The 11,781-nt window shown below is 34.2% G+C and carries 12 protein-coding genes; 1 reads left to right on the forward strand and 11 read right to left on the reverse strand.

Annotated elements, in window-relative coordinates; all coding sequences use genetic code 11:
* Positions 1-254 precede the first annotated feature (254 nt).
* The 3 genes from G7057_RS01025 to G7057_RS01035 form a co-directional block, all read right to left on the reverse strand.
* Positions 255-776, reverse strand: coding sequence for an FUSC family protein (locus tag G7057_RS01025; RefSeq protein WP_227004615.1), 522 nt, complete (start codon positions 774-776; stop codon positions 255-257).
* Between the two features lie 156 nt (positions 777-932).
* Positions 933-2,714 (reverse strand): pyruvate oxidase, encoded by a 1,782-nt coding sequence (gene spxB / locus G7057_RS01030; protein WP_166160630.1) that lies wholly within the window; start codon positions 2,712-2,714, stop codon positions 933-935.
* A gap of 572 nt (positions 2,715-3,286) precedes the next feature.
* On the reverse strand, positions 3,287-3,511 hold the full coding sequence (locus G7057_RS01035) for a hypothetical protein (protein ID WP_166160631.1): 225 nt from the start codon (positions 3,509-3,511) through the stop codon (positions 3,287-3,289).
* A 284-nt stretch (positions 3,512-3,795) separates the two neighbouring features.
* On the opposite strand from G7057_RS01035, the gene G7057_RS01040 reads away from it, so the two are divergent.
* The gene (locus G7057_RS01040) at positions 3,796-5,007 is read left to right on the forward strand and encodes an MspI family type II restriction endonuclease (RefSeq protein ID WP_166160632.1); all 1,212 of its coding nucleotides are present in this window, start codon (positions 3,796-3,798) and stop codon (positions 5,005-5,007) included.
* A gap of 42 nt (positions 5,008-5,049) precedes the next feature.
* On the opposite strand, the gene G7057_RS01045 is transcribed toward G7057_RS01040, so the two are convergent.
* The 8 genes from G7057_RS01045 to G7057_RS01080 form a co-directional block, all read right to left on the reverse strand.
* Positions 5,050-6,288, reverse strand: a complete 1,239-nt coding sequence (locus G7057_RS01045; RefSeq protein ID WP_166160633.1) for a DNA cytosine methyltransferase — start codon at positions 6,286-6,288, stop codon at positions 5,050-5,052.
* Positions 6,289-6,491: 203 nt separating this feature from the next.
* Positions 6,492-8,285 carry a recombinase family protein gene (locus G7057_RS01050; RefSeq protein WP_227004676.1) on the reverse strand — a complete coding sequence of 598 codons (1,794 nt, stop codon included), beginning with the start codon at positions 8,283-8,285 and terminating at the stop codon, positions 6,492-6,494.
* 74 nt (positions 8,286-8,359) lie between these two features.
* Positions 8,360-8,506 (reverse strand): SHOCT domain-containing protein, encoded by a 147-nt coding sequence (locus G7057_RS01055; RefSeq protein WP_166160635.1) that lies wholly within the window; start codon positions 8,504-8,506, stop codon positions 8,360-8,362.
* Positions 8,507-8,992: 486 nt separating this feature from the next.
* A complete protein-coding gene (locus tag G7057_RS01060; RefSeq protein WP_166160636.1) occupies positions 8,993-9,235 on the reverse strand; it encodes a helix-turn-helix domain-containing protein in 243 nt (80 codons plus the stop codon).
* Complete coding sequence (locus G7057_RS01065; protein WP_166160637.1) at positions 9,210-9,932, reverse strand: RNA polymerase sigma factor; 723 nt, start codon at positions 9,930-9,932, stop codon at positions 9,210-9,212. The genes G7057_RS01060 and G7057_RS01065 overlap by 26 nt, the downstream gene beginning before the upstream one ends.
* Positions 9,933-10,087: 155 nt before the next feature.
* Positions 10,088-10,186, reverse strand: a complete 99-nt coding sequence (locus G7057_RS12020; protein WP_452170827.1) for a cysteine-rich KTR domain-containing protein — start codon at positions 10,184-10,186, stop codon at positions 10,088-10,090.
* 92 nt (positions 10,187-10,278) lie between these two features.
* Positions 10,279-11,022, reverse strand: a complete 744-nt coding sequence (locus G7057_RS01075) for an ABC transporter permease (protein WP_166160638.1) — start codon at positions 11,020-11,022, stop codon at positions 10,279-10,281.
* Positions 11,009-11,740, reverse strand: coding sequence for an ABC transporter ATP-binding protein (locus tag G7057_RS01080; RefSeq protein WP_166160639.1), 732 nt, complete (start codon positions 11,738-11,740; stop codon positions 11,009-11,011). The genes G7057_RS01075 and G7057_RS01080 overlap by 14 nt, the downstream gene beginning before the upstream one ends.
* Positions 11,741-11,781 lie beyond the last annotated feature (41 nt).

The raw sequence follows: 11,781 nt of genomic DNA on the forward strand, positions 1-11,781 counted from the left end.
TCAATTTTTGAAGCTGTATCGCACACTTGGATAAATGAAAGAAGCTAAAAAAATTAGCAATGACATAATCAAAATTTCGATTATGTCATTGCCATTGTGTTATTTAAGGCTAGTTTTTGGTCTCTTCTTCACGATTTGGCGAATCAGCATTACTAATACTGTAATGCCAATAATAATCGGTATTCCTTTAGTTTATGTGTTGTTGAGATAGTCTCTATCGATGTCGATACAGCCCTTCTATATCATTCACATTATCATTTCAACAAACGATCAATACGTTCCCTCGTAATAACACGATTGATGGCGAGCGCAAAGATTACACCAATCGCTGTATCCAGCATCCGATTAAACGCATAAAAAATGTGGTTTGCGGGGGTACTGAACATGATGATGCAAAGTACAACACCACCCGGTTGCACCGCGCCTGGCCAACGGAATGCGACTGCTGACCACACTAAAATAATAATACCTAAGAAAACTAAACATACTTTTAGTCCATAATTGCCCTCTGGTTGAATGAGGTGTTCGAGCCAATAGGTCGTCATCCCCACTACTCCACCAATAATCGTTCCAATTAATCGATTACCACCATTTAATCGTGAATCTTCCATATTATTTCCCATTCCAAAAATAATACCAATACAAGCAAAGGTTGGCTCTCGGTTTAATGGATAATAGACTAGTGCCAGAACGACAGCAGCCAGTGCTGTTTTCAAACTCCGTTGCCCCAAGCCGGGAATCTTCGTTCGAATTGATTGATGTTGTTTCATAAACATTTATCCGTCCTATCCATTTTTTTGCTCATATTATATCATATTCTTCTAAAATAAAACTTATTAATTGTCGTAACAGCGTTTTCTTATGTGAAAAAAATAAAAAGGCGAACCACTTATCAAAGTGATTCGCCCTCTATTAATCGTTAACTCAGAAAATTATTTAGAAACTTTAGACGTTAGACCTTCAGCTTTTAAGAACTCGCTGAATGCTACTAATTCTTCTGCTTCATATTTTTCTTTATAAGCTTTGATTTCTTCTGCGCTGTATAATGATGGATCTAATTTCAATGTTTCAACTGGAATTGGACGATCTTTAGTAATCTTAGCATCAATAACAACAGTTTTACCTTCTTTGTAAGCTTTAACAGCGTCAGCCATTACTTGATCGATATCTTCGATACGGCTTACTGTGAAACCAACTGCTCCTTGTGCTTGACCAATCATAGCGTAGTCAACATCAGTAAATTCAGTACCAAACGTATTTTTGTTTGTGTCTTCATATTTGTTTTTGATGAAGCCGTATTCTGTGTTTGTGAATACTACGTTAATTACTGGCATGTTGTAACGTACGTTAGTTACCACATCAGGGTAAACCATGTTGAACGCGCCGTCACCCATTAAGTTCCATGCTTGACGATCTGGATAAACATTCTTAGCAGCAATACCACCAGGAAGTGCGATACCCATTGTTGCAAATAATGGAGAAGTTCTCCACATATTTTTAGGTGTCATGTGCAAGTGACGAATAGATGTTTGAGTTGAGTTACCAACATCAATTGAGTAGATTGCATCTTCGTCAGCGTATTTGTTAATAGCGTTGTACACTTGGTAAAGTTGTAGATCGCCACTTTCTTTTTGCTCTAACTTGTTCATGTAATCGCGCCAGTTTTGTACGTTTTTAACGTTAGCGTTCCACCAAGCTGATTCTTCAACTGGTGTTACTTTTTCAAGTAATGAATGAACTGCTTCACCAGCATCACCAAGAATTGCAACATCAGCATTGTGACGTTTACCTAACATTGTAGGGTTGTTGTCGATTTGGATAAAGTTTTTAATGTTTGAGAAAGTACCTTCGATTTCAGCAAACGGGAAGTTTGATCCAACGAATAATACAGTATCTGCTTCTTTAACAGCTTCGTTAGCTGGTTTCCAACCTACACGGTAAGTTGATCCAGTTAAAGCTTCAAAGTCCCACTCGAAAGTTTCAAAGTTTTTACCAGTTGTAATGATTGGCGCTTTGATTTTACGAGATAACTCTTGAACAGCAGGACCGTGTCCCATAGTTCCGATACCTGCATAAATGACAGTACGGTCTGAGTTGTTTAATACTTCAACTGCAGCATCGATGTCTGCTTCGTTAATTGCTGAAGAAACATAATCACGGTAGCTGTGACCAGTTGAGTAGAATGCATCGTTAGCAATTTCGTGGAAACCGAAATCTCCAGGAACTTCTAATACAGCTACACCACGTTTGGAGATAGCAGTACGAATAGCTTCGTCAACTAATTTTGGTAATTGTTCTGCGTATGCTACGCGACGATTGTAAACAGCAATGTTCGCAAACATTGGGTTTTGGTTTAACTCTTGGAAAGCATCCATGTTTAATTCTCTTTGTGGACGAGATCCCAAAATAGCTAATACAGGAGTATTATCCATTGCTGCATCATAAAGTCCGTTTGCTAAGTGAGTCGCACCAGGACCACCTGATCCAACACACACACCTAATTTACCTTTGTATTTCCATTGCATTACGGCTGCCATTGCGCCAACTTCTTCATGTTTTACTTGAAGAAATTTAATATCTGTTTCTTCTTGTTCACCCAAAGCTTCCATTAATGGTGCTAATGTTCCTGAAGGAATTCCGTAAATTGTATCTACATCCCATCCAGCTAACACCTTAAGCATAGCTGTACTAACTTTAGTTTTTCCGTCTGTCATTCTAACAATCTCCCCACATCAATCTTTGTAAAAATAATACATTTACGATACTATCATGTTCAATTTTAAATTCAAGGGAAAGTACTTATTTTAAGTAATTAGACTAACATAATGATGAATGGTCAGTTTAATTATAGAATATTATTTTAATAATGTCGTTAATTTGCAGTCATTTTTATTTCAATAGTGCGGTTTTTTCTCTGTTTCATCTGTGCTACAATCTGTACTAATATGTTGTTTATGAGATTTATTTCAGACTAGACGGTATGTTTATTATCGTTTTATAATCAAATACTCTCGTCTAAATCGAGTAACAACAGAGTTTTCTTTTCTTCATATATTAAGGATTTTAATGACACTTTTTGTTTGATGAACAAAGTATACCTTAGCAAAGCCACCTTGCCCAAGCAACTGATGGCCTACAATTTGATTTACCACCACAGTATTAAAATCTTGATTCCATCTCAAATCTTCTGAATCTAATATTTCATTGAACTTTATTATCGGCTCTCTAATTACGTCTTCTACATCTTCTCGTAAAAAACGTTCTTCAATTCTAAGATACTTAGATCTCAACATTGTATTGAAAAATTTTCTAAACCTATTGATTTAATTTTTTCGGATACATAATACCATCTAGAGGGAAAACCTTGTCCATATGTGTCACTAGAATTGAAATACTTATTGAAAAAATCTACTAATTCTCCGCCAGACTTATATCCATAAGTTCTTAATGAACCATCACCAATAAATTCTTCTGCAATACGCTTATATGTGTTATCTTCTAATATAATCATAATCACCTCTCAATATTCATGTGTTATTATATCAAAAAAGATACGAAGAACTATAATTCCGTTTAAATATAGTGATAATATTCTGTAATGTTACTCATGAAGCTTTATTTATAACTCATTTTGATTTTCAATGCAATTTAATAGATACTGAATTTTTAGAGGCAAATCATAATTTTCTTACTCTCTTTTAATGCAACCTAAAAATTATTTCCCATTTGAACATGTTCACCTCTCTGATATACTATTAACAACAAGTTTTGTAATCATATTAAAAGGAGTTTACCATGATATTTTTTGAAGAAAATCAAATCAAAAGTAAATCAGGCAAAGAAGTTAAAACACTTATTCACAATGTTTTACAACCTATTGCCGATGCTGAGCATTTTAAAGTAAATGTTTCAGCAAATTATGCTATTGGATATCCTGAAAAAAACAAACAGTTTAAAATGGATTTTCAAGTGGAATTTTCAGAATTTAATGATGAAAAGTGGTTAATCAAGGGTACTAGCTCTGCCAGATCTGATCGCATATATGGCAATGAATTTATGGCACAGAATATCAGAATAATTGATCCAAAGGTTTCAAAAATTTTTTTAGTCGTTCCAGATTCAATATCAAAATCAGAACAGAAAAGCGCAATTAATTATGCTAGTAAAATAAAAAGTGGCACTTATACATCTTTTATAACTGATGTCATCACTGTGAATGAATTAGCTAGAAAAATTATTAGCAAAGCCACAATAAATATGACACAAGGCACCAAATCAAATATTCTAGGTAACAATTCAGAACAAAGCATTGTAAATCTCTTAAACGATAAAAATAATATTGCTCTTTGGAATGATTACACTATTGCTTCTCGAACGACTAAATCATCTACTTACGTATTGTTTAAAACAATTTTATTAGCAGTCGGATTTGTAGAAGGTATTGATATTATTGAGAGTACAAAAGCATCAACTGATATTCCACGTTTATCAAATAATGGATATCCAAAGACTGATGTAACAGTAGAATTTAAAACTAAGGAAAAATTTTTCCGACAAAATATTAGTATAAAAAATACTGAAAGTAAAGAAGTCACAATACACGAAGGGGATATCAGAGACTTAATTAATGCATTAGAGATAGATTTTAGCTCACCTCTAGCATTAGCCCTATTAAATTTTCAAGAAGTAGGAAGTCGAAAAAGATTATTAGAAGAATACCCAGGCTCAGTAGAAATTTTAGATAATCAACTTCGTCATTACAATGAAACTTTATTAGGTTTCTTTGTTTTTGGCGATAAGAGCCCGTTAGTAACTGATTCGAAACAAATTGCTAATATGTTGATTTTCACTCATAACTTCGAAACATATACTAAATCAGAGTATATTCAATATTATCTTGAAGCCTATAAAAGTAAAGGTCAATTCGGTACACCGTTCAAATGGACATACCCAAGCAAAAAAAGAGGAAATAAATTTCAAATTAAAGGTTTCACTAATAATGCATAAAAAAAGGACGTTTTCCATAACAATGGATTAACGTCCTTTTAATTATAGTGTCAAACTTAATTGTTTTTCTAGTTGTATTGGCTTGTAATCTCCAGCTTGATTGATTACTTTTTTCATTTCATCTGCAACAGCCTTAACCATTGGAACCGCTACAGAGTTACCCAATTGGCGATACATTTGAGTTCTCGAAACTGGAATAATAAAATCATCAGGAAATCCCATCAAACGCTTGCACTCTAACTCACTTAATAATCTCAAGCCAGTTTCACCACCTTCAACAAATGTACCTGTTAATCTTTGAATTTTATGATAACTTGCGACTAGTGTATTCACTTGTATGTCACTTTTTTGATTTACTATCTGTGGTTTGCCATCATCTTTCTTAAACAAATAATTTTCTTGTAAATGCTTAGATATTGTATAACCGTCTGGGTCATTTTCTAATATATCTTTAACTGACACTTTTAAAGAATCGTCTCCCTGAGGCAATTCAAATTCATCTACTTCTAATTCCGGATGAAATCCAACAATAATTACTCGCTCACGTCTTTGAGGAACACCAAAGTTCTGAGCATCTAACACATCATAAAATACTGAGTAGCCTAATTCTTGAAGGCTTTTTATAATAATTTGAAAAGTTCTACCTTTATCATTATTAAGTAGACCTTTGACGTTTTCTAATAAGAACATCTTTGGTTGTTTGGCCTCTAATATTCTTAGTACATCAAAGAATAAAGTTCCTTGAGTTTCATGACCAAATCCTTCACGCTTTCCTATATTGCTAAAAGGTTGACAAGGAAATCCAGCCAATAAAACATCGTGATTGGGAACATCATTTTCATCTACCTTAGTAATATCACCGAAGGGTGTTTCATTATAATTCGCTTCATATGTTTTTACTGCAAATTGATCCCATTCAGAGCTGAAAACACATTGGTAATTCTCATCTTCAAAGGCTTTTCTTATTCCACCAATCCCAGAAAATAAATCAATAAATTTCATTTTTTTATCACTACCTTCAATTTGTTTTACACTAGTATATCTCTCGGCTTCTTCGCAAACCAAGGAATCATGAACGTCTGAAAACTCATTTATATTGATATTCTCAATTGCATAATTAATTAATTCTATGCATTTTTGACTAAAACTAGTGCATCCGTTAATATTAATACTTTCAATCTTTTCAACATCACTTTCGCTAAAATATATACTTCTAGGTTTTCTTTTTTGAGTTTTGGGTAGTCTGTTTCGTCCAGCACCCTCTCTAGCACCACCATGCATAAAAAAACACCTCGAATCTCTTTTAAATAATAGTATCATTACCCACTTGAATTTTCAATGTTTTTATTCAAGTTTAACCGTATAAAACGAAAAAGTAATGCATAAAAAAAGGTTAAAGTTACTTGACATGACACCTTCTAGTTTTTATCAGCTAGGTGCTAAAAGCTAAGTTATTTCAAAAAACAAATAAAAAAAACAGTCTTTCAAAATATTAAATAATCTTGAAAAGACTGATAATATAGCATTAAAGTTTTTATTTCTTTTCCATCAATACAACCGTCTCCACATGTGTCGGTTGAGGAATGGGAAGGCAAATCTTTCACATCATTTTGAGTTCTTTTTCTATTAATCTGCTTGTGCATTTTACTCTGTATTGAATTAGAGTATTCCGTTTTATAGATGAAAGTTAGCTTATATGGGTTAGTATCTCCATTCTCATCAACCTCTCCAATAATAACTTTCTCTACAATACTTTCAAATACACAACGATCAAACTCTGTTAAAACTTCATTTCTCTCAAGTACCTTCCTGAAATGTTCAATTCTTTTTTCCAAATCAATTTCTTCGTTTGAAGACCTCTCTAACTGCCCTTTCTCATCTAAAAGTCCTTCTAGGACTGATTCTATCTCTCCATACTTCTTTTCATAAGTTGATTTATCTATTACTTCTTCCAAACGCATATCAATCAGCCTGTTACGTTTTTGCTCTATAGATTGGATTTCATTTTCTATTTTAACCAATCGTTTTTGAAAATTATTATTACTCAAAACACTTTCCATTCTGTTTACAAGTTCATCTAATACATCAGAATTATTATAGCATAATAATTTATATGATTCTATAAAAGCATCTTCAAGAATTCTTTCTTCAATGGCTTTGCTATGAGGGCAATATTTTCTCCCTTTCTTTGTAGCCGTTACACACTGCCAGATTACTTTTTCATGCTTAGTACCACTATGCCAATTTCGCCTCGATAAATTGCTACCACAAGAGGCACATTCTAGCATACTACTAAAGGCATATTTTCTACTATATTTTTCGCGCTTCCCATTCTGAACACCTCGGCGTTTCGCACCTCTTTTATTTAGTATTGCTTGTGCTTTTTCAAATACTTCTTCACTAACAATAGGCTCATGATGATTTTTTATATAGAATTGATCCTCCTCACCATAATTATCTAGCCTTCTTTTTGAAATAGGGTCAACCGTAAAGGTTTTGCCCTGTAAAACATCGCCTTTATATTTTTCATTTTTTATGATTCCCAAAACTCCTGTATCATGCCATTGGCTATTTCCATATTTAGTTTTATATCCAAGCTTTGTTAACTCTTTTGCAATTACATAACCGCCAGCACCTTCTATATATCTATCAAAAATATACCTTACAATATCTGCCTCTGCCTCATTAATAGAAATACTCTTATCAACAGGATCATAATCATACCCTAAGCAACTTGCGAACCCAACCAGTTCACCACGCTTCATTTTCATCTTCAAGCCTTTTTTAACATTGGCTGAAATATTTTCCACTTCCTGCTGGGCAACAGAACTTAGTATGACAAGCAATAGCTCACCATCCATTGTCATGGTATTTATATTTTCTTCTTCAAAAAATACAGCAATATTTCTTTCTTTTAACATGCGTACATATTTTAATGTATCCAAGGTATTCCTTGCAAATCTTGATATGGACTTAGTAATAATCATATCGATTTTGCCATCCATACAATCATTAATCATCCTCTGAAAATTTTCACGCCTTGCTACTTGGGTTCCAGTTATAGACTCATCGGCATAAATATCTACAAGTACCCATTCTTTACGACTATTTACTAAGTCCTTATAGTACATAACCTGTGATTTATAACTACTTAACTGTTCTTCTGAATCCGTACTGACCCTTGCATAAGGAGCAACACGCAAAATATCATCTATTTTTCCCGCTGTACGTTCAGAAATTTTTCTACTTGCCCTAATTACTTCAACTTCACGCATTATAAAATCCTCCCTTCAGCTATTAATCATTACGGAATCAGTATAATAATTTATCTTATATATGACAATCATATGGATTATGATGTCAGGTCTGAAAGAACACCATAATCTTGCATCAGTCTATTTTTAATTATCGTAAATTCTTTTTCTGTTATAAGAGCCAAAGACAGTAGTTGTCCTAACATGGCAATCTGCATACTATATCGAATCAATCTATCTTTCATGAAAATCCCCCTTTCATTTCCAACGGACTAAAATAATTTTTCATATTATTTTGAATGATGAGGGCTTGGTAGCCTTATACCTGTTTTAATTCAATTTCAAATAAAACGGACGGCCGTTGGCACAGCTCCACGGGGTTTTACCCTTCCAGCATTCTGCCGAAACCCTACCCATTGCCTGCGACGCTTTTAACGCTCGGACGGTGGCTATAGGGGAGTATCATTATCTCATTTACATGTCATCGCCTACAAACTGCCATATCTGCTTTGAGGCTTGATATTATTCGCTCTCCATAAGTAGGGGTCTTGGCGTATCAGCCACTAGGCTCGATATAAATGAATGTATCCGCTTTATTTTCTACTGCAACAGCGTTATCTTCTGTGCTTTCTTTGTCAAGGTTCAAAATTCAATTTAGCAAGTTTCTAATGTTCAAATAGACCATAAGAAATATGGAAAGGGGTGGATACTTCTTCCTATGGATTTATCTATTAAGCTACATTAAAAGTTAGAATTTTTGTAATCAGTTTGGTTTCCAGCCTTCGGCGTAATACTTCATCCACACAAAAATGTGGATTACCACTTTCATCGTATAACTGCCTTGTAGATAGTGCAGCGATATATCCTTCATAATGTTTCAGAACAGAGTTAATAGCATCCACATCCCCACTAGAGGCTAATACGATAAGTGGGTAGGAAAGTAGATGATTATTTTTTCCTGTCTTTTTGCTCATGCACATCTCCCTCCATAAAAGTTTTTATCTGTTGTAAAGTTCTTGTCCTTTGGTACTGCACAGTAGAACGCAACATATTCAGCTTGTCCCCTATTTCTCTGTCAGATAGTTCAAGGAAATAGGAAAGTAGGATAATATCACGCTTGTATTTTGACAAACTTTGTAATGCCCCTGCAATAACATCATCTGTAACAATGACATCAAGACCTAAAACATTGAAAATCTGTTCAGTAACAAAGTATTTATCTACTGTGTAGAGCTGTTCCATCTCCTTTACAGACAAATCCGAAAAGGTATTTTCCCTTTTTCGTTGTCGTTGCAATTCATCGTAGTAATCCCTTGCTTCATGCTTAAGGATTTTTTTGCAAAAGCTGTCAAAGGTGTGTTGCTTACTTTGCTCATGGTTATTAGGTTTCATATTCTCACCCCCTTTCGGGTGGTGACTTCCTTGTTCCCCTTTCACCACTACTACGGTGGAAATTGCAAAACTGCCAAACTTTTGAGAAACTTTTTTAAAAAACTTGAAATTAAACGTAAAAATGCCCGACTGAAAATACAGTCGAGCATTAGCGGAACCATTTATGTCTATTAGATGATATGTGTATTCATACTGATAGCAGTAATATGCCGTTGGGGAGATATAGGCTTTTTTTAATGGATAGAATTTATATCTTCTATAGTAATTAAAAATAGACACGGCGATACCTCCTTGATACCGCCGTATCCTTAAAAATGGGCGAATTTAATATACCTTCCGAATATCCATCTTTGAAAATGAAAAACGGCGGTCGTGTAGTTGAAGTCATAGTGATAGCAAAAAACATAGCCACTAGCCATGATTTATCTCACATATTACTGGCTCTGCGTCTTTGCGTCTGACTCTTTTATAACTAATGTATTACATTGTTTTATATTAACTATGCTTTCTTGTCTACACTTTGGATAATACAATGGGAAATTTATGAGTATATTGTGTCTATTCGTATTTTCGTACGAGTTTTTTACTACAAATAGGGCAGTTTATCCATTCGTACTATTTAAATCTATTCCCATTTAAAAAACTTTAGAGAAATAGTAATGCAAATGACAGTAAGGGTAGATATAATAATAATAGGAATTAAAACGCTATCAACTGCCAAGCCCAAAGATGCAGCTTTAAGGAGTTTTATTCCCTGTGTCAGCGGTAAAATATCAGCAACCTTTTGAAGCGCTATGGGCATAACTTCATATGGCAGTGTGGCTCCGGAAAATATAAGCATGGGGAAATATAATATGCTTGCAATTACGCTTGCTATTTTACTGTTTGGAGCTATTCCACCCACCATCATTCCAATGCTGAACATAGATAGGATTACTAAAATATAACCTCCCAAGAAATAGAGCAATGAACCTTTAACCTTATAGCCAAAAAATATTGTTGCAGAGAAATAAAGCAGTATCAGTGAGGCAATTGCATACAACGTGTATATAACAACTTGAACCAATAAAATCATTGATGAGCTAACGGGTGTTACCTTAAAACGCTTTAATATTTTTTTACTGCGATAGTCTGAAATAACTAATGGCAGCCCCATAACACCGCCTGCACAAATTGCGATTGTTGCAAGTGCACCAAAAGACTGTTCCAAAAAGCTATATTCTGCGCCTTCAAATGCTGGCTTATTTCCGTAAATAATACCAAGAATTACTAACACTATAAGGGGCATACATATTGCAAATATAAACATATCCATTCCTCGTAGTGAGAGTTTCAATTCTGTTTTTAGCATTGTCTTAAAAGTTTTCATTCTTTCCCTCCTCTTCTGTGTACCAAAGATAAGTATCCTCCAATTTATCATAGGGGCTTGAGTTAATAGCCTCTGATACCGTACCGTAAAATACAATTTTCCCTTGTTTCAAAATACAAATGCAATCGCATAAGGCTTCTACTTCGTCCATAAAATGAGAAGTTAAAAAGATAGTTAGTCCTTTTGCTTTTAATTCAGAAAGAATTTTCCAAACATCCCGACGTGCTTTTGCGTCAAGTCCAGTTGTCAGCTCGTCTAAAAAAACAACTTCTGGATTAGGAATGAGGGCAAGAACAATAAACAAACGTTGTTTTTGTCCTCCTGATAACTCTGTTACAGGGCTTTTGAGCTTATCACAAATCCCAAATTTCGTTAACAAATCATAGAAATCTGCTGCTTTTTTATACAACGACGCCGTGACTTCACAAAGCTCTAATACAGTAATTTTATCTTGATAATTTGCTTCTTGAAATTGAACACCTACTTTTTCGAATAACTTTTTACGATCTGTTTGGGGATTCATATCTAAAATAGATACAGCTCCACCATCATACTTCTTCGTACCTAGTATGCATTCAATCGTTGTGCTTTTTCCTGCGCCGTTTGCACCTAGCAATCCGAAAACTTCACCACGACAAACAGTAATATTTATGTTTTCTACCGCTTTAACATTGTGGTAAGATTTGCTTAAATTTTCTACCTTAATTGTTACTTCCATATCCATTGTTCCTCCTTTTTTTATCGTACTCCAAAATTTTA

It is taken from the genome of Jeotgalibaca arthritidis (assembly GCF_011100465.1).
Lineage (GTDB): Bacteria > Bacillota > Bacilli > Lactobacillales > Aerococcaceae > Jeotgalibaca > Jeotgalibaca arthritidis.

Bases quoted from the DNA above. Each gene is read 5' to 3' on its own strand.
- G7057_RS01025 (WP_227004615.1), bottom strand. From the start codon at position 776: ATGTTTATGAAACAACATCAATCAATTCGAACGAAGATTCCCGGCTTG.
- spxB (WP_166160630.1), bottom strand. From the start codon at position 2,714: ATGACAGACGGAAAAACTAAAGTTAGTACAGCTATGCTTAAGGTGTTA.
- G7057_RS01035 (WP_166160631.1), bottom strand. From the start codon at position 3,511: ATGATTATATTAGAAGATAACACATATAAGCGTATTGCAGAAGAATTT.
- G7057_RS01040 (WP_166160632.1), top strand. From the start codon at position 3,796: ATGATATTTTTTGAAGAAAATCAAATCAAAAGTAAATCAGGCAAAGAA.
- G7057_RS01045 (WP_166160633.1), bottom strand. From the start codon at position 6,288: ATGCATGGTGGTGCTAGAGAGGGTGCTGGACGAAACAGACTACCCAAA.
- G7057_RS01055 (WP_166160635.1), bottom strand. From the start codon at position 8,506: ATGAAAGATAGATTGATTCGATATAGTATGCAGATTGCCATGTTAGGA.
- G7057_RS01060 (WP_166160636.1), bottom strand. From the start codon at position 9,235: ATGAGCAAAAAGACAGGAAAAAATAATCATCTACTTTCCTACCCACTT.
- G7057_RS01075 (WP_166160638.1), bottom strand. From the start codon at position 11,022: ATGAAAACTTTTAAGACAATGCTAAAAACAGAATTGAAACTCTCACTA.
- G7057_RS01080 (WP_166160639.1), bottom strand. From the start codon at position 11,740: ATGGAAGTAACAATTAAGGTAGAAAATTTAAGCAAATCTTACCACAAT.